The 25721-nt window shown below is 70.4% G+C and carries 24 protein-coding genes; 15 read left to right on the forward strand and 9 right to left on the reverse strand.

Annotated features, from left to right (window positions below; genetic code table 11):
• Positions 1-199: 199 nt before the first annotated feature.
• From PH203_RS40845 to PH203_RS40870, 6 genes are all read left to right on the forward strand, one after another.
• On the forward strand, positions 200-1159 hold the full coding sequence (locus tag PH203_RS40845; RefSeq protein WP_289927072.1) for a serine/threonine-protein kinase: 960 nt from the start codon (positions 200-202) through the stop codon (positions 1157-1159).
• 85 nt (positions 1160-1244) lie between these two features.
• The gene (locus PH203_RS40850; RefSeq protein ID WP_289927074.1) at positions 1245-1601 is read left to right on the forward strand and encodes a hypothetical protein; all 357 of its coding nucleotides are present in this window, start codon (positions 1245-1247) and stop codon (positions 1599-1601) included.
• Positions 1602-1692: 91 nt separating this feature from the next.
• Positions 1693-2622 carry a hypothetical protein gene (locus tag PH203_RS40855; RefSeq protein WP_289927076.1) on the forward strand — a complete coding sequence of 310 codons (930 nt, stop codon included), beginning with the start codon at positions 1693-1695 and terminating at the stop codon, positions 2620-2622.
• Between the two features lie 32 nt (positions 2623-2654).
• Positions 2655-3416 carry a hypothetical protein gene (locus PH203_RS40860; RefSeq protein WP_289927077.1) on the forward strand — a complete coding sequence of 254 codons (762 nt, stop codon included), beginning with the start codon at positions 2655-2657 and terminating at the stop codon, positions 3414-3416.
• Positions 3417-3458: 42 nt separating this feature from the next.
• Positions 3459-4220, forward strand: coding sequence for a PP2C family serine/threonine-protein phosphatase (locus PH203_RS40865; protein ID WP_289927078.1), 762 nt, complete (start codon positions 3459-3461; stop codon positions 4218-4220).
• Positions 4217-5395: a hypothetical protein gene (locus tag PH203_RS40870; RefSeq protein ID WP_289927079.1), complete on the forward strand. Its 1179-nt coding sequence runs from the start codon at positions 4217-4219 to the stop codon at positions 5393-5395. Before PH203_RS40865 ends, PH203_RS40870 begins: the two co-directional genes overlap by 4 nt.
• Before the next feature lie 81 nt (positions 5396-5476).
• Here PH203_RS40870 and PH203_RS40875 read toward each other — a convergent pair whose 3' ends face one another.
• From PH203_RS40875 to PH203_RS40900, 6 genes are all read right to left on the reverse strand, one after another.
• A complete protein-coding gene (locus tag PH203_RS40875) occupies positions 5477-6067 on the reverse strand; it encodes a hypothetical protein (protein WP_289927080.1) in 591 nt (196 codons plus the stop codon).
• Positions 6054-7613: a VWA domain-containing protein gene (locus PH203_RS40880; RefSeq protein ID WP_289927081.1), complete on the reverse strand. Its 1560-nt coding sequence runs from the start codon at positions 7611-7613 to the stop codon at positions 6054-6056. Before PH203_RS40880 ends, PH203_RS40875 begins: the two co-directional genes overlap by 14 nt.
• Positions 7610-8824, reverse strand: a complete 1215-nt coding sequence (locus PH203_RS40885; protein WP_289927082.1) for a toxic anion resistance protein — start codon at positions 8822-8824, stop codon at positions 7610-7612. Before PH203_RS40885 ends, PH203_RS40880 begins: the two co-directional genes overlap by 4 nt.
• 13 nt (positions 8825-8837) lie before the next feature.
• Positions 8838-9902 carry a hypothetical protein gene (locus PH203_RS40890; protein ID WP_289927083.1) on the reverse strand — a complete coding sequence of 355 codons (1065 nt, stop codon included), beginning with the start codon at positions 9900-9902 and terminating at the stop codon, positions 8838-8840.
• A 212-nt stretch (positions 9903-10114) separates the two neighbouring features.
• The gene (locus PH203_RS40895) at positions 10115-10528 is read right to left on the reverse strand and encodes a hypothetical protein (RefSeq protein ID WP_289927084.1); all 414 of its coding nucleotides are present in this window, start codon (positions 10526-10528) and stop codon (positions 10115-10117) included.
• Between the two features lie 85 nt (positions 10529-10613).
• Complete coding sequence (locus PH203_RS40900) at positions 10614-11825, reverse strand: pyridoxal phosphate-dependent aminotransferase (RefSeq protein WP_289927085.1); 1212 nt, start codon at positions 11823-11825, stop codon at positions 10614-10616.
• A gap of 126 nt (positions 11826-11951) precedes the next feature.
• Between PH203_RS40900 and PH203_RS40905 the strand changes: the two genes are divergently transcribed.
• The 3 genes from PH203_RS40905 (at position 11952) to PH203_RS40915 (ending at position 15481) form a co-directional block, all read left to right on the forward strand.
• On the forward strand, positions 11952-12587 hold the full coding sequence (locus tag PH203_RS40905; RefSeq protein ID WP_289927087.1) for a hypothetical protein: 636 nt from the start codon (positions 11952-11954) through the stop codon (positions 12585-12587).
• Positions 12588-12665: 78 nt separating this feature from the next.
• Entirely contained in the window at positions 12666-14444 is a 1779-nt protein-coding gene (locus tag PH203_RS40910) for a P-loop NTPase fold protein (RefSeq protein ID WP_289927088.1), read from the forward strand.
• 104 nt (positions 14445-14548) lie between these two features.
• Positions 14549-15481, forward strand: coding sequence for a serine protease (locus tag PH203_RS40915; protein WP_289927090.1), 933 nt, complete (start codon positions 14549-14551; stop codon positions 15479-15481).
• A 3-nt stretch (positions 15482-15484) separates the two neighbouring features.
• On the opposite strand, the gene PH203_RS40920 is transcribed toward PH203_RS40915, so the two are convergent.
• Positions 15485-17101, reverse strand: coding sequence for a D-aminoacylase (locus tag PH203_RS40920; RefSeq protein ID WP_289927091.1), 1617 nt, complete (start codon positions 17099-17101; stop codon positions 15485-15487).
• Between the two features lie 47 nt (positions 17102-17148).
• Positions 17149-18414, reverse strand: a complete 1266-nt coding sequence (locus PH203_RS40925; protein ID WP_289927092.1) for an amino acid deaminase — start codon at positions 18412-18414, stop codon at positions 17149-17151.
• A 108-nt stretch (positions 18415-18522) separates the two neighbouring features.
• On the opposite strand from PH203_RS40925, the gene PH203_RS40930 reads away from it, so the two are divergent.
• From PH203_RS40930 to PH203_RS40950, 5 genes are all read left to right on the forward strand, one after another.
• Positions 18523-19980, forward strand: a complete 1458-nt coding sequence (locus tag PH203_RS40930) for a PfkB family carbohydrate kinase (protein ID WP_289927093.1) — start codon at positions 18523-18525, stop codon at positions 19978-19980.
• Positions 19977-20741 carry an IclR family transcriptional regulator gene (locus PH203_RS40935; RefSeq protein ID WP_289927094.1) on the forward strand — a complete coding sequence of 255 codons (765 nt, stop codon included), beginning with the start codon at positions 19977-19979 and terminating at the stop codon, positions 20739-20741. Before PH203_RS40930 ends, PH203_RS40935 begins: the two co-directional genes overlap by 4 nt.
• On the forward strand, positions 20738-21148 hold the full coding sequence (locus PH203_RS40940; RefSeq protein WP_289927095.1) for a RidA family protein: 411 nt from the start codon (positions 20738-20740) through the stop codon (positions 21146-21148). The genes PH203_RS40935 and PH203_RS40940 overlap by 4 nt, the downstream gene beginning before the upstream one ends.
• A gap of 152 nt (positions 21149-21300) precedes the next feature.
• Complete coding sequence (locus PH203_RS40945) at positions 21301-22779, forward strand: gluconate:H+ symporter (protein ID WP_289927096.1); 1479 nt, start codon at positions 21301-21303, stop codon at positions 22777-22779.
• 101 nt (positions 22780-22880) lie between these two features.
• Positions 22881-23441: a hypothetical protein gene (locus PH203_RS40950; protein ID WP_289927097.1), complete on the forward strand. Its 561-nt coding sequence runs from the start codon at positions 22881-22883 to the stop codon at positions 23439-23441.
• 106 nt (positions 23442-23547) lie between these two features.
• Here the strand turns inward: PH203_RS40950 and PH203_RS40955 are convergent, their stop codons facing one another.
• A complete protein-coding gene (locus PH203_RS40955) occupies positions 23548-24891 on the reverse strand; it encodes a M14 family metallopeptidase (RefSeq protein ID WP_289927098.1) in 1344 nt (447 codons plus the stop codon).
• Between the two features lie 263 nt (positions 24892-25154).
• Between PH203_RS40955 and PH203_RS40960 the strand changes: the two genes are divergently transcribed.
• The gene (locus PH203_RS40960; protein ID WP_289927099.1) at positions 25155-25703 is read left to right on the forward strand and encodes an ATP-binding protein; all 549 of its coding nucleotides are present in this window, start codon (positions 25155-25157) and stop codon (positions 25701-25703) included.
• The last annotated feature ends 18 nt before the right edge of the window (positions 25704-25721 follow it).

Genomic DNA, 25721 nt, shown 5'->3' on the forward strand with positions numbered 1-25721 from the left:
ATGCCGACGAGGTTCCGTACAACGGCGTGCGGAGCCATGGGCCCGGCGTCGCGTCCCGTCCGCCCCGACGGGAGGCGATGCCGGGCCTTCGTCCTTTTCGGTGTGCGGACGGGGATTTCGCGGGACACTCAGGACATCCTGCAACGAACCCCGAAATGAGGTGAGCGGGGTGCGCACACCGGTCAGCGACCCTTTGAAGGTGGGGCCCTACCGAATCGTGGGGCGGCTCGGTTCCGGCGGCATGGGCTGGGTGTATCTCGGGCGTTCGCCCGCCGGGCGCGAGGTGGCGGTGAAGGTGGTGCGCCCCGAACTCGCCGCCGAACCCGAGTTCCGGGAACGGTTCGCGCGCGAGGTCGCGGCCGCCCGGGTCGTCAGCGGCGCCTACACCGCGGCGGTGATCGACGCCGACACCGAGGCCGAACTGCCCTGGCTGGCCACGATGTACGTGCCCGGACCGTCCCTCGCGGAGGCGGTCCGCACGGACGGGCCACTGCCCGAGGAGCAGGTACGACGGCTCGGCGCGTTCCTCGTCGAGGCGCTGCAGGCGGTGCACCACGCGGGGGTGGTGCACCGGGACCTCAAACCGTCCAACGTGCTGCTCGCCTCCGACGGACCCCGCGTCATCGACTTCGGGATCTCCCGCGTGGACGGGGCGCCCAGCCTCACCCAGGTCGGACTCATCGTCGGGACGCCGCCGTTCATGTCTCCGGAGCAGATGAAGGGGGCGCGGGTCGGGCCGGAGAGCGATGTGTTCTCCCTCGGCGGGGTGCTGGTGTACGCCCTGTCGGGACATCCGCCGCACGGCACGGGGGAGGCGGTGCGCTACCAGGTCGTCTTCGGCGAACCGGACTTCGACGGCGTACCGCCCGGCATGCGCCCGCTGATCGCGCGGTGCCTCGCCAAGCGGCCCGAGGAGCGGCCTCGGCTGGGCGAGCTGCTGGCCGAACTGCTGGAGCAGGCCCCGGAGTCCGCGCCCTCGTGGCCCCCGCCGAAGGTGCGGCGGACCATCGAGATCCGGGTGAGCGAGCTCAACGCCCGGCGGAAGGCGGGCTCGAGTGTCTCCGTGCCGTCCTGTCTGATGCTGCACGCCCAGGCGCTGCTGGACGCCGGTCTGACCGATGCGATGGTCGCGCGGGCGGTGGGCCGTGGCACTGTCTGAGTCCTCGATCGGCCCGGCGCACGAAATCGGCACGCACTGGCGGCAGTTGGTGCGGAACTGGGGGGCCGGGCGGAATCTCCATATCGTGACCGACACCGATTCGGTGTCCCTGCAATTCGATCTGGAGGACACGGGGCGCATGCTCACGGTCAGATTCATGACCACCAAGCGGCTGCTCGTCGCCTTCGTCACCGACGGGAATTTCCTGCGCCAGGATCAACTGGCGCTGGCCGCGGCGGCGTCGAACGCTTGGAATACCGAACAGCTGAATCCCATGCTTTCCGTGTGGGATGTGCGGGGGCCGCGGCCGTGTCTCGCGGGGGTGTGCGATCTGCCGCTGACCTGCCGGGTCACGCAGACGGACTTCGATGCTTTGGCCAGCGATTGGGTGGAACGGGCGCGACAGATGTTCACCCGTTGCCATCAGGTGTTCCAGTTGTAGAAGGGGGACGTGTGATTGCGTAAACCCCTTTCCGGAGCGGGTCAGTTGCTCCACTATGAGCACGGGTCTTATTCGGGCCACGGGGGTGCCCATGGGGCGAGTGCTGCGTGTCGTCGTCTTTCTCGGAATTCTGTTCGCTTTGCTGCCGGCGGTTCCCGCGGCGGCGGCTCCGTGCGAAGAGGGGAACCTCTCCGACCGGCTGAAGTGCTGGACGGGGCGGCTCGACGACGATCCCGTCACCCTCAGCCTCGACCGCGCGTTGCCGCTCGAAGGCGACAAGGAGACGCGTGCGAAGATCATCAAGACGATCGAGGAGCACAGCGACAAACTGGCGGTCCAGGTGCCGGCCGGTGTCTCCACCGGCGAGGGCGGAACCGTGCTCCTCATCCTGGCGAAGCGGGAGAACCGGCTCGTCGATCCGGACGCCCGGATCGACCGGTTGCAACAGAGCACCCACGACGAGCTGACCACCTTCTGCACGGAGCCGCGGAAGTCCCTGTGCGACGACCTGGTCGTCCAGAACGGTAAGCAGGACCCGGTCTCCGGCCAGGAGTTGATCAGCAGCCGCCGGGTCATCGAGCACCGCTCCTATGTCGCGGACGCGGCCGAGAACAAGGGCAGCGACTTCGAGAAGTGGCTCCTCCCCGCCACCGCCACGCTGCTCGCCCTCCTCCTCACCGTCTTCGTCCTCGTCGTACGCCGCACCCGCACCGCCCCCGCCACCGCGTCCACCGCCCGCATCGCCGACGAACCCACCCGCGCCCTCCGCACCACCCCCGCCCGTATCCCCCGCGCCCGCTCCGCCACCCGTACCGGCCCCACCCACCCCGCCGTCGTCCGTACCGATCTGCACCCGCAGGGATACGTCGAGCTCGACCGGGTCCTGTACCGGGCGGTGTGGGCCGAGCCCGGGCAGGCGGCGCCCCCGCCCGGTTCACGGGTGGATGTCGCCGACGGGCCGGACCAAGACCTCCTGTACGCCTTTCCGCCCGCCGCTGGGCGTCACGCTCACGCCCGTTGACCCAGGTACCGCCGCTCCACCAGGAGAAGCCCATGTCCAGCGAATACTCGCCCACTCTGCCGGCGGAGTACGCCGACATCGAGTTCGAGAACAACGCCCAGCGGCTGCCGCTGGTGCTGTGCCTCGACACATCGAGCTCCATGGCGGGCCCGCCGATCCAGACCCTCAACAACGCCCTCGTGGAGTGGACGCGCGAGCTGCACGACGACGTGGCGCTGAGCTACAGCGTCGAGGTCGCCGTCGTCACCTTCGGCGGGCAGGGTGTCGCAGCGTGGCGGGGGCCCCAACCCCTCGCGCCCGGTACCCCCGTGAGCCCGTTCGTCCCCGCGCACGCGTTCCACCCGCCGCAGCTCGCCGCCGCCGGCGTGACGCTGATGACGGAGGCCCTGGAGCTGTCGATGCACATCGTCGCCGCCCGCAAGGCCGAACTCCGCGCCTCCGGACTGCAGTACTACCGCCCGCAGATCTGCCTGGTCACCGACGGCATCCCCACCGACGCCACCGGCCGCCGCACCGACTCCTGGCACCGCCTTGTCCCCGTGCTCGCCGACGAGCAGCAGGCCCGCCGCTTCCGCCTCTACGCGATCGGCGTCGGCGGGATCACCGACACCGGTGAGCAGGTCCTGCGGGCGTTCGCGCCGAAGTTCAACGCCACCATCCACGGCTTCCCGTTCCGCGAACTCCTCCAGATGATGTCCGCCAGCGCCAACGCCGAACAGAAGGGCGCGGGCGACGAGGTCTTCGAGAAGATCTTCAGCCAGTTCAAGACCCAGCGCCCCGCCTGGGAGAGCTAGGCGATGGGCGGCCGGGGCAGCGCAGGCTGGCGGATCCATGGCATGAGCGTCGAGGGCTACCGGCACCGCCGGGACGGGCTGCCCTGCCAGGACGCCTGCGCCCACACCGAGTCGGGCCCGGTCGCCGTGCTCGCCGTCGCGGACGGCGCCGGCAGCCGGCCACGCTCCGACGAGGGCTCGCGGCTCGCCGTGGAGCTGGCCGCGGAACGGTTCGTACGACGGGCCGCCGCGGCCGTCGACAGCCCGCCCGGCGCTGCCGTGCACGACCTGCTCACGGACGCGTTCCACGAGGTCACCAAGGTGTTCCTGGACACGACGGGACCGGCGGCCGGGGACTTCGCGACCACCCTCACCGTCGTGGTCCTCGCCCCCGGCTGGCTCGGCCATCTCTCCGTCGGCGACGGGTTCGTCGTACTCCGTGCCGGGGTCGAGGACGGCGAACGGCAGTTCCATCTGCTGCCGCAGGCCGCGGACGCCAGCGAGTACAGCAACGAGACGGTGTTCCTGACCTCGGCGGAGGCGGCCCGCTGGGTGCACACCGACTGTGTCTCGGACGCCGGGATCGACGGCGTCCTGCTCTCCACCGACGGTCTCGCCCAGGCCGCCCTGTCCCGCTCCGGGAGCGGCGCCCCGACCCCCAACGCCTCGTTCGCCGACGCCGTCTTCCGGTCCCTCGACGGTCCGGGCCCGGTCTCCGACTCGGCGCACGACAACCTCGCCGCGCTGCTCAGGTCCGACCGGCTGACCGCGCTCAACGCCGACGACAAGACACTGCTGCGGGCCGTGCGCCAGGGGCGCCCATGAGCGGGCGCGTCGTCCATCTGGACGGGAAGCCGGTGGTCCTGGCGGAGCAGCCGCTGAAGGGCGGCGGCCAGGCGGCCGTCTTCCCGGTCGAGGGCGACCACGGCACCGTCGTCAAGCTCTACCGCGACCCGCCGGGCCCCGACCAGGAGCGCCGGCTGGCCCGCATGCTGACGATGTCCCCCCTCGCCGCCCGCCCCACCGACCGCAACCAGCCACCCGAGCTGGCCTGGCCCACCGCGATGGCCCGCAGCCCCGAGGGCGCGTTCCTCGGCTACGCCATGCACCGCTTCGGCGAGCCCGAACACGTCCAGCTGGTCGGCCTGTTCACCCGCGCCCAGCGGCTGCGCCTCTTCCCGCAGGCGGACTGGCGGTTCCTGGTGGGCGTCTCCTGGAACCTCGCCTTCATGACGGCCCGCATGCACCACGACCACCTCGTCATCGGCGACTTCTCCAGCAGCAACGTCGTCGTCGACGCCAACGGCTTCGTCACCTTCCTCGACTGCGACTCCATCGCCTTCACCGACCCGGTGACCGGTGAGCCGTTCCCGTGCCTGATGCACACCACCGACTACTCCGCCCCGGAACGCCAGGCGGGCGGCCCCGCGACCCGCTCCAGCGACGACTTCGCCCTCGCGGTCCTCGTCTACCAGCTCCTCACCGCCGGCAACCACCCCTTCGGCGGCGTCCCCCACGACAGCACCTCCGAGTCCACCGTCAAGGACAACATCGCCGCCAGCTGCTCCTACGTCGTCCGCCCCGACCAGGTCGTCATCCCTCGCGGCACCATCGACCCCTCGGTCCTCCCGCCGGACCTCCTGACCCTGGCCCGCTCGGCCTTCGGCCCCGGCGTCCACGCCCCGGCGGCCCGCCCTCCGGCGGAGGCATGGCTCCGCGCCCTGGACAGACAGCGCTCCCAGATCCAGATCTGCCAGGCCCGCCCGCTGCACGCCTACGGCGCCCACTTGCCGGCCTGCCCGTGGTGCACCCGAGCCGCGACCACGGGCCACGACGTCTTCAATGGCCCGCGCCCGGTACCACTGCCGCCCCCGTCGCCGGTACCGCAGGCGGAGCCGGCGGGAGCCCGGTTCGGCGCACTGAAGGTGGCGTGCCTGGTGGCCGCGCTGATCCTGATCATCGTGATCGGGGGGATCATCTTGGACGGGGCCGGGGGCTAACGCGCCCCAAAGGGGCGCGGGGAACTGCGCGATCAGCCCCCACCGGCCCGCGCGTTCGACACGGCCCCTCCAGCGGAGCGCCTACGCCCGGTCTTCCAAGTACCGCGTATGCGACTCCTGCCGCCGCGCCTCCGTCTCCCGAAGGGCCGTCGCCAGGCGCTCGCCCTCCTCCTGGAGGAGCGTGAGCTGCCGCTCCAGGTGCCGTTCCGGCGACTCCTGCCCCGGCGCCAGACGCGTCCACCACCGCGTCCGTACGAACGTGTCGACGGCCTCGGGAAGGTCCTGCCGTACCGACCGGGAGAGCACGTGCACGCTCTCGGGGTCCTGGGCGAGCAGCTCGGCGGCCCAGCCGGGGTCGAGCAACGCGCCCAGCAGTTCCGTCAGTTCGGTGAGGCGGCCGGCCGCGGCGGGCGGCAGTTCCACCTCCGCGAGATAGGCGCGCAGCTTCTCGAAGTCGCCGCGCAGGGCCTCCAGCTGGGCGGACGGGTCCGGGAAGTCCGGCAGCGCGGGCCGCTCCGGCGGGGCGATCAGCGCGCCCGCGCCGTACAGCCCCGCCACGACGACGGGCCAGTAGGGGCCCGCCACCCCCGTGAAGGTCATCCCGAGTCCGACGAGCCCGCACACGCTGCCCGCGATGTTCTTGCGGGACTCCAGATACTCACTGATAGCCACGGATCTCCTCGAAGGCGCCGTCCAGCGAGCCCTTTTGGGCGTCGAAGAGACGGCCGCCGGTCAGTTCGGCGATGTGCTCCAGCTCCGCGCGGTCGGAGTCGCCGAAGAGGATGGGGAAGACGGGGATCTGCTGCTGGGGCCCGCTCAGCCCGCGGTAGAAGCCGTCGAACTCCCCGGCGTCCGCCCCGGTGGTGTTCTCGCCGTCGGTCATCAGCACGATCGAGGTGAACACGTCCTTCTCGGTGCGCAGATGGTCGTACGCCTTCTGCAGCGAGGTGTAGATCGCGGTGTCCCCGTCGGCCTCCAGCTCCTCGGTGTCCGCACGGATCCCGTCGAGTCCGGACTGCGGATCGGCCGGGTCCACCACATGCGTCCGGACGCTCTTCACCTCCGACCCGAACGGCATGAGCGTGACCTCCTCGCGCTCCCGGAAGTCACCGGTGAGCCCGGCGAGGGACTTCTTCAGCCGCTCCAGCCGGTCGCCCTCCATCGAGCCCGAGGTGTCGAGGACGTACACGGTCCGCGAGGGGCGCCGCAGTTCGTTCTCGTACGAGTCCAGGAGGCCGTCGGCTACGGAGCGGCTGCCTGGGAAGGGCAGTTCACGCCGTCGGTCGGTGTCGAGACCGAACGCGGGGGCCACCGAGGGGACCACCGGGCGGCGATTGGTGCGCACGGTGATGTCAAGCTGGACCTCCGGCGTGCGCAGGGCCTCGGCCAGCCGGCGGACGTCCTCGCGGACCGCGGTGTCGGTGGCGGCGAGGGAGGAGAGCGGGTAGTCGGCGGTGACGACACCGTCGCGGGGGCGGATCACCGTCAGACCCGGGATGCCCTTCAGGACGGACTCGTAGTTGAGGAGCGCGTCGACGTTCCCGCGTCGCTCGTACGCCGCCGCCAGCCAGCCCGAGGAGCCGGAGGTGAGCTTCTGGCCCGTGAAGAACTCCTTCAGCCGCGGGGTCGCCTTCGTGACGTCCGCGTCCGTGAGCGCCGACTGGGCGCCGGAGAGGGCCGAGGCCACCGCGACGAGTGTGGAGAACCCGGAGTTGGAGCGGGACGGGTCGGTCATGCCGTACGTCAACTCGCCGTCCCGGACGGCCTGTTCGACCTGCGCCCAGGTGACCTGGGACGGCTTCCAGCCGAGGGTCCGCAGCGAGGAGTCCTTGATCCCGATCGCCACCGGGCTCGACATCACCGACGTCTCGGAGACCACCTTCTTCGCCGCGTCGGGGCGCAGCCGCAGATAGTCGTTGGAGGACAGCCACAGCGCGTCGTACGCCCCGTCGGCCTTGCCCTTCGCGAGCAGGTCCACGGCGTCGAGGGTGCCCAGATAGACGGGACGGACCTTGATGCCGGTGTCCTTCTCGACGCGTTCGAGGACCGGGGTCATGTCGCTGAGCTCGCTGGAGGCGAGGACGCGCAGGGTGCCGGGCTCGTAGGAGCCCGCGACGCCCGGGGTGCTCACGCCGTCGCCGGAACCGCCGGAGGTCCCGGTCGTGCACGCGGAGAGCAGGGCGAGGGCCGCGACGGCCAGGGCGAGAGGTCGTCTCATCCGAGCCCCCCTTCCAGCGCCCCCTGCGAACGGCTGCGCTCCAAGTAGGCGGAGGCGTGCTGCAGTTCGGAGGTCAGGGACTCCACCGTCGACGCCATCGCCTCGGTCGCCTGGACCTTGTACGTGTCGATCGCGTCGAGCGTCCGGTAGATCTGCTGGAACGCCGACCGCAGCGTCTCCACCCCCACCGCCGGATCGGCGGCGATGCGCTGGATCTCCCCGCTCTGCGTGGCGAGCATCTCCGCGTTGCCGCGGATCAGCTCCTCGGTCGTCCCCCTGAGCGCGTTGACCTGCTCGATGACCTTCTTCTGGTTGTCGAGCGCGGAGGCCAGCATCACCGAGATCCGCAGCGCGGACACGGTGGTCGTGGCGGCCCGGTCGACGCCCTTGATCAGCTCCTCGTTGTTGCGGCGTACGACGTCCATGGCGAGGTAGCCCTGGGCGCACACCGCGAGCTGGGTGAGCAGGTCCTGGTGCTTCTGCCGGACGGGGAAGAGCACATCGGCGCGGAGCGCGTCGGACTGCTGCTGGTCGGCGATGCCGTCGACATGCCGCTCCACGGCCGCGTCCAGGGCCTCGGTCAGCACCACGTACTCCTGGAGCTTGCCCATGGTCTCCCACAGACGCACCCGCTCGGTCTGCAACGCGGCGTTGTCCCGCCGGAGTTCGTCCTGTCCGCCGCGCAACGACCCCACGATCCTGTTCAGGGTGCCCTGCGCGGACGAGTACTTGGCGACGTAGTCCCGCACCTTGTTGCCCCCGGGCAGCCGGGACAGGAACTTCCGGCCCTTGGCGGCGGCCAGGTCCCGCGGGTCCAGGTCCTCCACCACCCGGCGCAGTTCGACGAGCGACCCCGCGACGTGCGTCTGCGCGTCCCCGCCCTTGTCGGGCAGACTGCGGATGGTCCGCTCCAGCATCCGGTTGGACTGTGCGGCGGCGCTCCGCATCTCACCGGAGCCGAGCGCCGTGATCTCCCCGACCTTCCCCGCGAACTCGGGCGACCGGGCGTCCAGCGCGGCGAGCCCGGCGACATAGTCGGCGGCCTTCTGCGCCATCCCGCTGCGGACGCTCTCGTCGACGGGCACGAGCCCGCCGGCCTTCTCCCGGGGCACGGCCGGAACGGCCTCCGGCGGGGTGAGGGTGAAGACGTCGTCCCCGCTGAGGGTGTGCTGGTGACTGCTGTTCTGACTGGCGTTGTTGAAGTCGTTCATTGTCTGCCCCCCGTCATCCCCGCGCCCGTCGCGCCAGCTCGTGCAGCACCGCGGAGGTGGGCACGGGCGCCTGGCGGACGCCGGTCAGTTCCTGCTTGAGATAGGTGCCGGCCGAGGCGAACCCGGCGGCCGTGCCCTGCGGCCGGAACCCGTGCTTGAGCTCCAGCCTGCGCAACTCAGGGTCGGTGGACAGGAGTTCGGCGAGCGCCTTGCCGTTCTCGGTCAGCGGTACGACGGTGTGGTCGCTGTTGACCGTGGTGTCCGGGTAGAGGACGACCAGGTCGTCCGGCTGCTCCCCGCCCGCGAGCAGCGAGGCGACCTGCGACTCGTAGACGAGCACGAGGGGATTGCCGGCCCCGCTGACGAAGTCCCGGAACGCCGCGTCCGTACTGGACTGCTGGGCGCCCTGCACACTGACCAGCTTGCGCAGCAAGGGAGTTGCCTTCTCGACCTCGGCATCACTCGCGACGACCTTGCCGCCGTTCTCGACGTAGGAGGCGGCGGCGAGATAGAGCGCGCCGGAGTTGGAGGACTCGGGGTCGGTGCTGGAGAGATAGAGCGTCCCGCTCAACTCCCCGTACTTCTCGGCCCCCTTGAGCTCCTGCCAGGTCCGGTCCGCCCGCGCCGCATCCAGGTAGGCGCCCATCTTGAGCGTGCCCCGGTGCTCCCCGTCCAGCGCCGCCAGCCCGTTCCCGGCCAGCACCTCGGCGGCGCTCTTGTGCGCCACGACGACGAGGGGCGAGTAGAAGGGCCGGGGAAGAGTCCCTCGTACCTTGTACTTGGCGGCGATCTCGGTCGCCGGCGCCTGACTGGAGGGCAGCGCGAAGTCGTACCCCTTGAGTTCCAGCTCTTCCATGGCCCAGGACCCGGAGGTCTCGGCCTTCACGGTGAATCCCTTGGCGGCCAGGGCCTTCACCACATTCGGATCACCGAAGAACTCCGCCTTCTCCGATCCGATCACACCTCGCACGGTCTTCGTTGCCGTGCCCTTGTCCTCGTTTCCCCGGCCCACTGCGACGGCAACCGCTACTCCGCCGATCAGCAGAACCGCGAGGACGATTCCGATGATTCGTCTCACAGGGGAAGAGTGCTCGCGGAACCCAACATTCCCCGGCGCAGGGGGTGAACGGGGGGTGTCATACCGGACCCGGTACTGAAACGCGCCCCAAAGGGGCGCGGGGAACGGCGCGATCAACCACAACGAACCCGCAGCCGCGATAAACGGCGAATCCCCGAGCTATGTGGCGCCTGGCCCGTGCGTCGCTGCGGGTGCACACGGGCCAGGGCCGCTCAATGGGACGCGAGTTCCCGAGGCTCCAGAGCCTCGGCGTGCGCATCCATCCGCTCGGCCGCAAGAATCGCCGCCGCGGTATCCGCACGCGACGCCGCCACCACCAGCGCCCGCCCCGCCAGGGCATGCGCCCGCCGGTGCAGAGACTCAAGCTGCCCGTCCCCCTCGGAAGCGACCCGGAGGGGAGTCGCGCCGGCCCGGAGCCGGGTCACCTGCTCGGCCAGTCGCTCCGCAGCCGTGTCGAGGTCGGCCGAGGGAGAAGCCGAACGCAGGTCGTCCGTCACCGCCAGCAACGCCGCCAGGTGCCCCGCGAGCTGGAACTCCAGTTCTTCCTCGCGGGTCCGGTGCGGAAAGTCGGACGTGGTGGCGGCCACCGTGCTGTGGACCGACTTGGTGCGGATCGGTTCGTACATGAGGTGGCCTCCTGTGCAGTCAGGAAACCATCCTAGCTTAGATTCAGTCTAAAGTTGAGCTGTCCTCAAAAAGATCACGCACCGTCTACGGCTGGCTGTACCCGTCCAGGAAGTTCCCGATCCGGGTCACCGCATCCCGCAGATCACGGGCCGTCGGCAGCGTCACCACCCGGAAGTGATCGGGCTCGCTCCAGTTGAACCCGGTCCCCTGGACGACCATGATCTTCTCCCGCCGCAGCAGATCGAGAACGAGCTGCCGGTCGTCCTTGATCTTGTAGACCTTGGGGTCGAGCCGGGGGAAGAGATACAAGGCGCCCTTGGGCTTCACGCAGGTCACACCCGGGATCTGGGTCAGCAGTTCGTACGCCACGTCCCGCTGCTCGCGCAGCCGCCCGCCCGGCAGCACCAGGTCGTTGATCGTCTGCCGCCCGCTGAGCGCGGCGACCACGCCGTGCTGCCCCGGCTGGTTGGCGCACAGTCGCATGTTCGCGAGGATCGTCAGTCCCTCGATATAGGACTCGGCGTGCGCCCGGGGCCCGGAGATCGACATCCATCCGGTCCGGTACCCCGCCACCCGGTACGCCTTCGACATGCCGTTGAAGGTGAGGGTCAGCAGATCCGGGGCGATCGAGGCCGTAGGGATGTGCACCGCACCGTCGTAGAGGATCTTGTCGTAGATCTCGTCCGAGCAGACCAGCAGATTGTGCCGGCGGGCGATATCGGTGAGCCCCCGCACCATCGCCTCGTCGTACACCGCACCCGTGGGATTGTTCGGGTTGATGATCACGAGCGCCTTGGTGCGGTCGGTGACCTTCCGCTCGATGTCGGCGAGGTCCGGCATCCAGTCGGACTGCTCGTCGCAGTGGTAGTGGACGGCGGTGCCGCCGGAGAGCGAGACCGCGGCGGTCCACAGCGGATAGTCGGGCGACGGCACGAGCACCTCGTCCCCGTCGTCGAGGAGCCCCTGCATCGCCATCACGATCAGCTCGGAGACGCCGTTGCCGATGAAGACGTGCTCGACGTCGGTCTCGATGCCGAGGGTCTGGTTGTGCATGACGACGGCCCGGCGTGCGGCGAGGAGCCCCTTCGCGTCCCCGTACCCATGGGCGGAGGAGACGTTCCGGAGGATGTCCTCCAGGATCTCGGGAGGACACTCGAAGCCGAACGCCGCCGGATTGCCCGTGTTGAGCTTGAGGATGCGGTGGCCCGCCGCCTCAAGCCGCATGGCCTCCTCGAGAACCGGGCCCCGGATCTCGTAACAGACGTTGGCGAGCTTGGTCGACTGGATCACCTGCATGTCACGGAGCTTACGGCCGGGTAACGCGCAGCGGGTCGTGTTTTCCACCACTTGAGACAGTTCGGTTTGGCCCGTTATCGCCGGTAGCTGTCTCACCGGCCCCACCCGTCCCTACAATGCGCGGCCATGTCCAGCCCAGACCCGTACGGAAACGGGACACACGAGCCGACCGAGCCCCAGGCTCCGCCGAACGTGTACCACCCGCAGACCGAACCTCCACCCTCTTACGAGGAGTACGCGGATCCCGCCGCCGCGCACGGCTGGCAGAGCGCGTACGACGAGACCGCCCAGCTTCCCCGGGTGCCCTCCCGGCGATCCCGTTCCCGCCGCAAGCCCAGCCCCTGGCGCTCCCGGAAGGCGGCGGTCGCCGCCGGCGCGGTGGGCGCCGTGTCCGCGGCCGCGCTGATCGCCGGATTCGCGTTCTCGGGCAGCGGCGCGCCGTCGGGCGACGCCGAGGGCAAGCGCGGTCGTACGGGTTCGCCGTCGGCCGGGGACTCCGCCGCGCCCGGCGAGGACGGCACTGCGCCGGGCTCGTCGTCCGGTGCGGGGTCGCCGGAGACCGGGGCGTCGTCCGGGGCCGCGGGGTCCGGCAGCTCCCCTTCGCCGTCCGCGGACGCGTCGAAGGCGCCGCAGGAGTCGGGCCGGCCCACGTCCGGCGCCTCCACCGCCCCCGCCCCGACCGCCACCGAGACCGAGTCGGACCCGGGCAACGCCAACGGCAACCCGGGCAAGGGGCAGGGCAACACCAAGCGCCCCAAGTAACCGACGTTCTAGGTAAGTTGACCTCGCCGGACACGACGACGGGGTGAACCGGTCACGGGACGACGGGGCGACGGGGACATGGAATTCGCGCTGCTGAACGACGAGCCGGTCGCCGACCCGGCCTCCGACCTCCTGGGCACCGGCCGCGCCGCCCGCGAACTGGCCCGCCTTCTGCACGACTCCCGCACCTCGACGCCCTTCACCCTCGCCGTCGACGCCGGCTGGGGGATGGGCAAGAGCAGCCTGATGCGGCTGGTCGAGGCGGAGCTGAAGCAGGGATACCAGGACGTCGAGACGGTCTGGTACAACGCCTGGACCGCTTCGGGTGCCGACGCCCTGGAAGGGCTGATCAAATCCGTCCTGGCCCGCTTCGACAAGCGACGGCTGCGGCGCGCGCTGCACCACATCGAAGAGCACTCGCTGCTGATCCGGGCGGTGCAGACGGTCCTGACCGTGGTCGCGGCGCCGTTCGGGGCGGCCGGGATCGTCAACCGCTTCTGGCGCGACCTGTCCGTCGACGCCAAGGCCCGCAACGACATGCGGGAGGCGCTGCGCGACCTCGCCACCCAGTGGGCCGAGTCGGCGCCCCACGAACCGCGCCGCCTCCTCGTGGTCTTCATCGACGACCTCGACCGCTGCTCCGAGGATACGGTCCTCGCGGTGTGCGAGGCGGTGAAGGTCTACCTGGACGTCCCTGGCCTCGCCTTCGTCATCGGCTGCGACCGCTCGGCGCTCGGCCCGTCGGGGCTGCTGAGGGATCTGGGGCCGGCGGGTTCGGCGTTCATGGAGAAGATCTTCCAGACGAGCTATCGGATCCCGGTGACGGGGGACGAGGACATCGAGGGGTACGTACGGCAGTGCGCCGAGCGGTCAGGGGTCCATGAACTGCTCGCCGACGAGACGCTGGTGCGGCTGATCGCGGAACGCTCGGCACGCAATCCGCGCCGGATCAAGCGGCTCATCAACGGGTTCGGGCTGGAGTGCTCGCTCAATCCGGTGTGGCAGCAGTACGAGTCGGAGGCGGTCATCCGCACGCTGCTGCTCCAGCATCTGTACGCCGACTTCTACCGGACCCTGCTGGCGAGCGACCGGGGTCACCGGAACACGGCCGAGGAGTTCCTCGACTACCGGGTCGCCCGGAGAGTGCTCGGACAGCCCGCGGTGACGCCGGACGGGGAGTCGTGGCAGACGACGGTGCGGCATCTGGCCGAACACGGCCTCGCCGCACCGGACTTGGCGGACCCCGACGAGTGGGGGACCGTACTGGCCCGGCTTGAGGAGTATCTGCCCATCGGTTTCCCGGCGTTGGAGCGCGACCAGAACTTCGTGACGCTGGTCGAGGAGCTGCTGGCCATGCCGGGCGCCACCGAACTGGTCGAGCGGCTCAGACGCGGGGTCGGCCCGGTCGCGTCGGTGGCGGCCGACGAGGACGAGGGGCGGCCGCGCCCGTACGCGGGGTCGTTCGTGCTGTGGGTGGACGACCACCCGGACAACAACGCCGGGATCGCCGGGCGTCTGCAGTCGCTGGGCGCGAAAGTGGCGCTCGCCGAGGACGCCCGCAGCGCCGAGCGCATCCTCACCGGCCCCACCCGTGTCGACCTGCTGATCTCCGACGTCTCGCGGGGCATGGACGGCGACGCCGGGTTCGCGGCGCTCCAGCGCTGGCGCGAGAGCGGCCGCTACGACGGACCGGCCATCTTCTACACGGCCCGGGTCACGCCGAACGGGGAGCAGCGCAGCAGCGGCCTCAGCGCCGAAATCGCCACGCGTCCCTCGGAGTTGTACGAGTACGTCGACTCCGTGCTGACCGCCGGGCGCCGACCGCCGGATCCGGCCACCGTCCGCGAGCTGGCTTGACACAACTTCTTGCCGGGTTACCCACCTCTCTTCACAATGCGCATGTCAAAATCACGGCGGCCGGAAGATTTCCGGCCGTCCAAGTCGCAAGAGGTGACCCCCACATGAGAAAGCCTCTCGTCGCCGCACTCAGTGTCCTGGCACTCGCCGGGATGGGTACGGCACCCGCGGTCGCGGCCGATTCCCCGGCCTCGGGCGTCGGCAAGGGCGTGGACACGGAGACGGCCACATCGGTCGTGCACGACCTGGTCACGTCCGCCACGGCGGCCGTCAACCAGACCGTGCAGCCCTCGGCCCGGATCCAGGCCGTGACCCTCGCCGGGACCGTCTCGCTCAGCAACTGCTCCGGCTCGGTCGTGCGCTTCCCGGGCTCCCTGGACACCGACCCGGCGCTGGTGCTCAGCAACGGCCACTGCCTCACCTCGGGCTTCCCTGCGCCCGGCGAGGTCATCACCAACCAGGCCTCCAGCCGCACCTTCGGTCTGCTGAACTCCTCCGGCAGCCGGGTCGCGACCCTGCGCGCCAGCAAGCTGGCCTACGCGACGATGACCGACACGGACGTCTCGCTCTACCAGCTCACCAGCACCTACGCGACGATTCGGAACTCGTACGGGATCTCCGCGCTGACCGTCCAGGACACCCACCCGACCGCCGGTACGGCGATCACCGTGGCCTCCGGTTACTGGAAGACGCTCTACAACTGCAACATCGACGGGTTCGCGTACCGCCTGAAGGAGGGTGACTGGACCTGGAAGGACTCGGTCCGTTACACCTCCTCCTGCAACACCATCGGCGGCACCTCCGGCTCGCCGGTCATCGACCAGTCCACCGGCAAGGTCGTCGCCGTCAACAACACCGGCAACGAGGACGGCGAGTCCTGCACGGTCAACAACCCGTGCGAGGTCAGCGAGACCGGTGCCGTCACCGTCCGGCAGGGCATCAACTACGCCCAGGAGATCTACAACATCCCGGCCTGCTTCACCACGGGCAACCAGCTCAACCTGAACGCGAGCGCCTGCACGCTGCCCAAGCCGTAGCGATCACCGGGTGGCGTTCCGTCGTACGGGACTACGACGGACCGCCCGCCCCGCCAGTACGTCCGTCCGCCGGCCGTCCTCGATGACGAACCGGCCGTCGACCAGCACATGCGGGACACCCGTCGGAAGCGTCCGGGGGTTGTCGTACGTCGAACCCGCCGCCACCGTCCGCGGATCGAACAGGACCAGGTCGGCCCGGTACCCCTCGCGGATCAGCCCCCGGTCCGGCAGGCGCAGTCGGGCCGCCGGGCGAGAGGTGAGGTGGGCGACGCACTCCTCCAGGGAGAGGATGCCCAACTCCCGCACATAGCGGCCGAGATAGTGGGGGAAGGTGCCGTACGCCCGCGGGTGCGGCTTGGCGCCCTGGAGGATGCCGTCGGAGCCGCCGGTGTGGACGGGATGCCGCATGATCGTGCGGACGTTCTCCTCGTGGCCGACGTGCTGGAGGATCGACGGGGCCAGCCGGTCGGCGAGGAGCAGATGACGGGCGGTCGCCCAACTGTCCAGGCGGCGGCCCACGTACTCCGCCAGCGAAGGGTCCGTGACGCCGGAGATCTCGATCGTGTCCCACTCCATCGGCACCCCGTGGCAGCCGTCCGAACCGATGACTTCGAGGTGGTGCCGGATCCGCTCGGCGGTCTCGTCGTCCGCCAGCCTCCTGAGGATCTCCTCCGGTCCGCCCTCGCTCGCCCAACTCGGCAGCATCGCCATGAGCGTGGTGCAGCCCGGGGTGTAGGGGTAGGTGTCGAGGCTGATGTCGGCGCCTGCTGCCAGGGCCTCGTCGAGCAGCGTCAGCAGCTCCGGAGCCCGGCCCTTGTTCACGCCGAAGTTCATGGTGGCGTGGGCGAGATGGAGCGAGCAGCCCGCCTCCCGGGTGAGGGCCACCATCTCCTCGTACGCCTCAAGAGCCCCCGCCCCGTACGAGCGGTGGTGGGGGCAGTAGTAGCCGTCGTACCGGGCGACGACCCTGCACAGCTCGGTCAGTTCGGCGTCCTTGGCGTACATGCCGGGGGTGTAGGTGAGCCCCGACGACATCCCGACCGCGCCCTGCTCCATCCCCTCCGCGACCAACTGCCGCATCCGGTCGAGCTCCTGGGAAGTCGCCTCCCGGTCCTCCCACCCCACGGCGAGCATCCGCACGGTCCCCTGCGGGATCAGATAGGCCGCGTTGACGGCGACGCCCAGGCCTTCGAAACCGTGGTCCAGGCGGTCCAGGTACTCGCCCACGGACCGCCAGTCGAAGTCGATGTCGTCGCCGTGGCCGTTCCAGCCGGTGATGGCGCGGCGGACCTCGGCCAGGGTGCGGTCGTCGACGGGGGCGTACGACAGCCCGTCCTGGCCCAGGACTTCGAGGGTGACCCCCTGTGCGGCCTTGGCGCTGTGGTCGGGGTCGCGGAGGAGGGCGAGGTCGCTGTGGGCGTGCATGTCGATGAAGCCGGGGGAGAGGACCAGCCCCTCGGCGTCCAACTCGCGCCGGGCCTCGGGACGTTGACAGCCGGCGTCGGCGGCCTCCTTGACGATCGAGACGATCCGGCCGCGGTCGACGACGACATCGGCGCGGTAGGACGGCTCACCGCTGCCGTCGACGACGTCCGCGTCCCGGATGACGAGCTCTTCCATGGCTGTGCGCCCCCTCGGGATGAGAAGCAGGAGAAGTAGGCGATGTATCAGAAGTAGGTGCGGATGTAGTCGACGACCGTGCCGTCCGCCTCGGCCACCGGGATCAGCGGCCACTTGTCGAAGGACGTGCACGGGTGGGACAGCCCCATGCCGAGCCAGTCGCCGACCTGCAGATCGGCCTCGGGGCCGGTGTGCAGCCACGCGTGCTGGTCGGAGAGGGCGGTGACGGAGATACCGGTGGCCGGACGCTCGACGCCGTCCCGGCGTACGACCTGGGCCAGCGGCAGACCGAGGTCGTACGCCGCGTCCCGCTTGCCCGCGTTGACGAAGGCCTGCTCGGGGGAGGGGCGGGAGACGACCTGGGCCCACAGCCGGAACGCCGGTTCCAGGGCGCCCTCTTCGGGGACCCGGTTGAAGGGGGTGATCTTGCGGTAGTGGCCGTCGTCGTGCGAGACGTACGCACCGGAGCGCAGCAACTTCAGTACCGGGCAGGAGAGTTCGGGGATCTCGGCGAAGACGTCGGCGACGGCGTCGAACCAGGCGCTGCCGCCGGCGCTGACGACGATCTCGTCGGTCTTCCCGAACCGCCCGGCCTTGTCGAACTCGACGGCGAGGGAGACGAGCCGGCGCAGCCAGGCGTGGACGCGCTCGGGGTTCGCCTGCGGGACCTCTCCCTCGTACCCGGCGACACCGACGAGCCGCAGGGCCGGCGCGGCGGCCACGGCGTCGGCGACGGCGGCGCACTCGGCCTCGGTCCGGACGCCGGTGCGGGCACCGTCGCCGGCGGCGAGTTCGACGACGACGTCGAGGGGGCGGGCGGCGCCGGCGTCGCGCAGCGCCGCGTCCATGAGGCGGACGCCGGGTACGGAGTCGACGTAGCAGACGAGACGGAAGCCGGGGTCGGTGTCGAGCTGGGCGGAGATCCACTTCAGCGCGGCCGGGTCGACGAGTTCGTTGGCGAGGAAGACGCGCTGGACGCCGAAGGCGCGGGCGACGCGTACCTGGTGGGGGACGGCGAGGGTGATGCCCCACGCGCCGTGGTCGATCTGCCGCTGGAAGAGCTGCGGGGCCATGGAGGTCTTGCCGTGCGGGGCGAAGGCGAGGCCGTGGCGGACGGAGTACGTCTCCATGAGCTCCAGGTTGTGCTGGAGGCGCTCGGCGGAGAGGGCGAGGACGGGGGTCGCGAAGCCGCCGGTGAAGAGGTTGCGGCGCTGGGCGGCCAGTTCGCGGACGGTGAGGCCGTCGGCGTCCGGGGGGAGGCCCTTGAAGCGGTGGTCGACGAGCTCCTCTGCGAGGCGGTCGAGCGGGGACACGGGGCCTCCCTGATCAGGGTTATTGCACTGTGTGCAACGTCCATTGCGTATATCGCTTACCGCTGTCTAACATCCTGGCACCCGAGATGACAAGGAGCTGCGTCCATCGTGAATGCCCCCGACGCCGTGGACGCCGTGGACGTTGTCGACGTCGTGAACGTCGTGGATGTCGTCGCGCTCGGCGAGTCCATGGTCACGTTCCTCCCCACCCGCCCCGGGCGGCTCGCCGATGTGCCCTCGTTCGAACGGGGGATCGGCGGTGCGGAGTCGAACGTGGCGTGCGGGCTGGCTGCCGCCGGCCACGCGGTTCGGTGGGTGAGCCGGGTCGGGGCGGACGGATTCGGGGACCACCTGGTCGAGGCGATCGGCTCGTACGGCGTGGACGTGACGTCGGTACGACGCGACGCGGCGCGTCCGACGGGCGTGTACTTCCGTACGGCGGGGGAGCGGGGCACGGACGCGCACGAGGTCGCCTACTACCGGGCCGGCTCGGCGGCATCGGCGATGAGCGTCGCCAACGTGGACCTGGGCGCGGTGCGCGCGGCCCGGATCCTGCACCTGACGGGAATCACGGCGGCACTGTCGACCGACTGCCTGGCCCTGCTCCAGGAGCTGACGTCTCCGGGCGAGTGCCGTCCCCTGATCTCCTTCGACGTGAACCACCGTCCCGACCTGTGGAGGGACGCGGGCGGCGCGGGCGTGGTGCTGGACCTGGCCCGCCGGGCGGACCTGGTGTTCGTGGGCGAGGACGAGGCGGAGCAGGCCTGGGGCGTGACCGGCGGCCCGTCAGCGATCCGCGAACTGCTCCCGGAACCGGGCGTGTTGGTGGTCAAGCAAGGGGGAAGGGGCGCCACAGCATTCGTGTCATCCGCGGCGGAGCGGGGGCTGAGCGCGCAGTTCCCCGCGCCCCTTGAGCCGGTCACCGACCCGGAGTCGAACGACTTGCCCGGCCTGCGGGCAGCCGAGGAGCCTGGACCGGCGCCCGCCCAGCCGGTCGGCACCCCTGCAAACCCGCCAAGCCGGCTTAGCCTGCCGGCAGCCGAGGAGCCCGGGCCGGCGCCCGCCCAGCCGGTCGGCGCTTCGAACCAGCCCAGCCCGCCCAGCCTGCGGGCAGTCGTGCCGCCTGGGGCGGCACGGGCGGGCGCTGGGGGTCCCCCCTCCGGGGGAGGCACCCCGCCAGCGCGGGTCAGCGATGCCGACCCGGCCTCAGCCCCCACCCCGAGCGCCTCGGAACCGACCGAGCCGACTCCGCCGTTCGCGCACGACACCGTCACCTTCGTGCCCGCCCTCCACGTCGACGTCGTAGCAACCACCGGCGCCGGAGACGCCTTCGCCGCCGGATTCCTCTCCGCCACCCTCCGAGGCCTCCCCCTCAAGACCCGCCTCCGCCACGCCCACCTCCACGCCGCCGCCACCCTCACCACCCCCGGCGACCTGGCCGCACCCCCCACCCGCGACACCACCGACCACCTCGCCGCCCTCGACGACGCCACCTGGGAGACACTTCGACTCGGCCCCGGCTGGACGCAAGCCGCGCAGGCCCCGGAGGAGGTACGCACCCCATGAGTCAGACCGTCGACCGAGCACTCAGCATCCTGCCGCTGCTCGCAGAAGGCCCCGCAGACCTCGGACAGGTCGCCGACCGCCTCGGCGTGCACAAGTCCACCGCGCTCCGCCTCCTCCGTACGCTCCACGAACACGGCATGGTCTACCGCCAGTCCGACCAGCGCTACCGCCTCGGCGCCCGGCTCATCGCCCTCGCCCAGGAGGCGATGGAGAACCTGGACATCCGGGAGATCGCCCACCCCCACCTGGTACGCCTCAACGAGCAGTGCGGCCACACCGTCCACCTCGCCGTGTACGAGGAGGACGAGGTCCTCTACATCGACAAGGTCGAGAGCCGTTACCCGGTCCGCATGTACTCCCGTATCGGGAAACCCGTCGCCATCACCGTCGCGGCCGTGGCCAAGCTGCTCCTCGCCGATCTCCACGAGTCCGAGCGCCGCGCCCTCGCCGACAAGCTCGACTACCCCATGTACACGTCCCGTTCGACCCCCAACGCCCCCGCCTTCCTCAAGGAGTTGGAGCGCGTACGCGAACAGGGCTGGGCCACCGACCTCGGTGGCCACGAGGAGTCCATCAACTGCGTCGCCGCACCGATCCGCGGCGCGGACGGCAAGGTCGTCGCCGCGATGTCGGTCTCGGCCCCCAACGTCGTGGTGACCGTCGACGAACTCCTCACCCTCCTCCCGCTGGTCCGCCGCACCGCGGACACGATCAGCAGCGAGTACTCAGGAAGAACCCCCGTCAAGGAAGTCACCCCATGACCGAGAAGATCGCCCTCACTCCCAAAACTCACACCACTCCGCCCGCGAAGTTCTCCCACGGCGTGCGCAAGGGCAACATCCTCCAGGTCGCCGGCCAGGTCGGCTTCCTCCCGGCGGAGGAGGGCAAGCCGCCCACGCCCGCAGGTCCCACCCTGCGCGAGCAGACCCTCCAGACCCTCGCCAACGTCAAGGCGATCCTGGAGGAGGGCGGCGCGAGCTGGGACGACGTGATGATGATCCGCGTCTACCTGACCGACGTGGACCACTTCGCCGAGATGAACGAGATCTACAACACCTACTTCGAGGAGCAGGGCCTCACCGCGCCCCCGGCCGCCCGCACGACGGTCTACGTCGGCCTCCCCGCCGGACTCCTCATCGAGATCGACGCGCTGGCCGTACTCGGCTGAGCCGACGCCTCTCCCTCAACTCCCGCACGCCGTAACCGAAACTCCCGCACGCCGTAACCGACCGGCATGGCCCCCGCCGAGCGCCCCCACCGGGCGGCCATGCCGCGATCCCCCCTGCCCGAAAGCTTCATGTACCTACGCAGAGGACCCCCATGTCCCAACCGCTCGCCGCAACCCCCGCCACCGAGACACCCCCGCACACCGGCGGTCTGCTCCTCCTCGTGGACGGCACCGCAGGCCTCCTCACGGTCGCCGCCATCGGTATCGCCCTCCTCCTCTTCCTCATCATCAAGGCCAGACTCCAGCCCTTCGTGGCCCTCCTGGCCGTCTCCATAGCCGTCGGCCTCCTCGCCGGCCTGTCGGTCACGGAGCTCTTCGGCACGGTCCAGCGCTCCGACGCCGTCTCGACCATCGAGTCCGGCATGGGCGGCATCCTCGGCCATGTGGCGATCATCATCGGCCTCGGCACGATGCTCGGCGCGATCCTCGAAGTCAGTGGCGGGGCCGAGGTGTTGGCGTCCCGTCTCCTCAACCTCTTCGGGGAGAGGAGGGCACCCCTCGCCATGGGCCTGACCGGCCTCATCTTCGGCATCCCGGTCTTCTTCGACGTGGGCATCTTCGTCCTGGCCCCCATCGTCTACGCGGCGGCCAAGCGCAGCGGCAAGTCGATCCTCCTCTACTGCCTCCCGCTGCTCGCCGGCCTGTCGATGACCCACGCCTTCCTGCCCCCGCACCCCGGCCCGGTGGCCGCGGCGGGTCTGCTGAAGGTGGACCTCGGCTGGGTCATCCTCATGGGCGTGGTCTGCGGAATCCCGGCCGTCCTGGCGGCGTGGGCGTTCTCGGCGTGGATCGGCCGCCGGATCTTCGTCGCCGTACCGCAGGACATGGTGGAGGCCGCGGCGGAGGCGAAGCTCGCGGTGCTGGGCGAGCAGCGCGAGCAGGGCGTGGAACCCCGCGAGACCCCGGTGCCGCTGGGCACGGTCCTCGGCATCATCGGCACCCCGCTGATCCTGATCCTCGCCGCGACCTTCTCCTCGATCGCCCTGGACCCCTCCACCGCCCGCTCCGTGATCGAGTTCTTCGGCAGCCCGTTCGTGGCCCTGACGATCGCCCTGCTCCTCGCGTACTACCTGCTGGGCATCCGGCGCGGCTGGTCCCGCAAGTCGCTGGAGACGGTCTCGACGGCCTCGCTGAAGCCGGTCGGCAACATCCTCCTGGTGGTCGGCGCGGGCGGTGTCTTCGGCGCCGTCCTCAAGGCCAGCGGCGTCGCCCAGGCCCTCTCGGACACCTTCAACGACGTGGGTCTCCCGATCATCGTCCTCTCGTACCTGATCTCGGTCGTCCTGCGGGTCGCCCAGGGCTCGGCGACGGTCGCCATCGTGACGACGGCCGGCATCGTGGCCCCCCTCCTCTCCGAGGGAGACCACTCCCAGGCCTTCGTCGCCCTCGTCATCATGGCCATCTCGGCAGGCTCGATCTTCGCCTCCCACGTCAACGACGGAGGCTTCTGGATGGTCGCGAAGTACTTCGGCATCAGCGAGCGCGACACCCTGAAGACCTGGACGGTCCTGGAGACGGTCCTGTCGGTGGTGGGCTTCGTGGCGGCGGCGGTACTGAGCCTGTTCGTCTAGCCGGCCGGGCGCCACGGGTCTTCCGCCGCATACGGCACAGAAGCCTCACGGGTTTGACCCCGGCGCCCCATGGCACAGCTTCGTCGGCCATACTTCGGGCTGTGGAGCAGCGCATAGGTTCGAGCAGCAAGCCCCTGGAGGGCGCCGGATTCGACCCGGCCTTCATCCCCGGGCTGACCTCGCCCGTGTCCGGCGAGCCCGAGGACGCCGAGACCAAGGACGTCGAGTCCGAGGGCGACGAGGAGTCCCGGGAGAAGGCGTCCCTCGTGAAGGAGGATGCCGCCTCCGACAGAGAGGCCGCTTCCGGCGGGCCGGCGGCGGAGGAAGAGGAGGAAGAAGAGGACGCGGCGGCCGACGGCCCCGTCTTCGAGGCCTCCGACCGCCGCGCGAAGATCGTCGCCGACGCTAAGGGCGTGCGCCTGAGCCTCGACGAGGAGCGGTGTGAGTTCCGCTGGGACGAGATCGGGGCGGTCGAGACCGAGTCGCCGCGGTTCGGGAAGCGGTACACGGTCACCGTGCATACGCCCGACCGCCGCTGGTACCCGATCGAGATCGAGGCCACGTCACGGGCGCGCTTCCAGGAGTGGGACGAGCAGCTGGACGCCGTACTCGACGCCTACTTCGAGGACGAGGACACCGGCGAAGAAACTGAGGACGAGTAGTTCCCCTTAGGGGCAGTCCCCTTAGGGGCAGTCCCCCTAGAGGCGCGGGGAACTGCGTGACCGGCCACCACCGGTCCGCAGCTCCCCGACAGCCTTTCCACCCCTGCTAGCAGTACTGCGCTTCCTTGCCGATGGACCGGTACATACAGTCCGCGTTCTCCAGCAGCTGCAGCACCGCGTCCCGGTTGCGCGAGGTCTCCCGCGCGATCACCTCGTCGGGCGGGTAGAAACCGCCCCCGGCGCTGGACGACGGGTACATCTCGAAGGTGTAGCCGAAGATCTTCTGGTTGCCCCACAGCCAGTCGTCGATCGACCCGTCGGTGATGTACAGGTCGCTGGACTGTTCCGGGGTGTAGCCGTTGCTCGCGGCCATCTTCTGGCCGACCGTCGCGAAGGCGTTGCGGTCGTCGGCCGTCATGCCCGTCGTGGTGTCGGCGGTCGTGTAGCCGAACGGCCACAGCACCAGCTCGCTGTAGGTGTGGAAGTCGATGCCGGCCTTGATCTGCTGGACGCCGCCGACGACCCGGCTGCGGACGAAGTTCGCCACGACCTTGACCTCGGGTGCCGACTCGGCCGCCGTGCCGCGGTAGGTCTCCGAGGACGTCGAGCCGGAGGAGCCGCCGCAGCATCCCCACCGGTAGTTCCAGTTCCGGTTGAGGTCCGTACCGACGTACGAGGAACCGGAGTTGGGCTGGCGGTTCTTGCGCCACGAGCGGTAGGAGCCGCTCGCGATGTCGTACTCGCCGCCGTCGGGGTTGAGGTCCGGGATGATCCAGATCTCGCGGCTGTTGACCAGGTTGGTCACCCGGGAGTCGGTGCCGTAGTCCGAGGTCAGCTCGTTGAGGAGGTACAGCGCCATCTCGACCGTGAGGTGCTCACGGGCGTGCTGGTGGTGGGTGAAGAGGACCTCCGGTTCGGACTCGTCCGTGCCCACGTTGTCGCTGATCTTGATGGCGACGATGTTCCGGCCCTGGTACGACGTACCGATCACGCGCGTGCTCGCGATCGAGGAGTTGGCGGCGACGACCGTGTTGATCTCGCTCGTCATCTCCGCGTAGTTGTGGTACCGCGAGTCGGCCGAGGGGAAGTCGAGGATGCCCAGCTCGGAGTCCGCGGCGGAGGAGCGGTCGGGGACCGCGCCGAGCGCGGTGATCTCGTAGCCCTGCGCGCGCAGTTTCCTGATCTGGTCGGCACGGCCGGAGATCACGACACCGTGCTCGTCCACCTCGTCGATCGCCACGCCGGCCTGCTGGAGGGCCGAGCGTTCCTTGACGGTCGCGTGCGTGTGGACCTCGTACTGGCGGATGTCGTCCGCCGCTGGAGCCGCCTCGGTGCTGCTGTCGGCGCTCGCGCCCGGGGCGAGGGGTGCCGCGAGGGCGAGGGCGAGCAGGGCGGCGAACGCGGCGGTGCGTCTGCCGCGGGTGCCTGAACCTCGTATGCGAAGTCGCATGAAGTCTCCTAGTTTCTCCAGGGGTTCCGGGATCTCCGGGGCTGGAGTAAGTGGGGATACAGGTGACTCACAGGTGCGGGTGTGGCGCTCATCGTCCACTCATGGCATGAGCAGGTCAAGAGTCGACAAAGGAGCCATGGCCGGAACCCGGCGGGCCGCGGGCGCCGAGCTCGTACCCGCGTACCCCCGAACTGGCGTACACAGGTAGGAAATCGGGTATTCCTCCCCGTGCGCCGGACCTGCGGGACGGACATCCTGACGCCATGCTGCAACTCTCCGGGGGACGCCTCCCGGACCCCGATCCTCGGTACGCCGCTTACCCCCAACCCCCTTTGGGGGCAGGCCATCTGAGCGTCGAGTACGCCCCCCGCCCCGACGCCGTCCGCGAGGCCCGCGCCGCCGTCCGCCGGCAGCTGGAGGGCTGGGGGCTCGCGGACCAGGAGGACCTGGTGGACACCGCCGAGCTGCTCGTCAGCGAACTGGCCACCAACGCCCTGCTGCACTCCCACAGTCCGAATGACGTGGGAGGTACCCCCACCGCGAGCCGCTTCCGGCTCACCCTGATCGCCTCGCACGGCGTACTGCGCTGCGAGGTCGCCGATGTCGGCCGGCGAACCCCCCAGGTGCTGGAGGCGGGCACCTCGGAGAGCGGCCGCGGGATGTTCCTGGTGGACGCGCTCGCCCGGCGCTGGGGCTGCCATCAGGACGGGCCCGGCAAGACCGTCTGGTTCGAGCTCGGCACGTGTGGCTGCGCGGCCTTGGCGGGGGGCGGTTCGTCCTGCCGCCGGGGGCGGTCCTCGGGCTGCGGGTAGCGGCGAGGGCCGAGCGCG

The sequence above is a fragment of the Streptomyces sp. S.PB5 genome, assembly GCF_030403745.1.
In the GTDB taxonomy this organism is placed as follows: Bacteria; Actinomycetota; Actinomycetes; order Streptomycetales; family Streptomycetaceae; genus Streptomyces.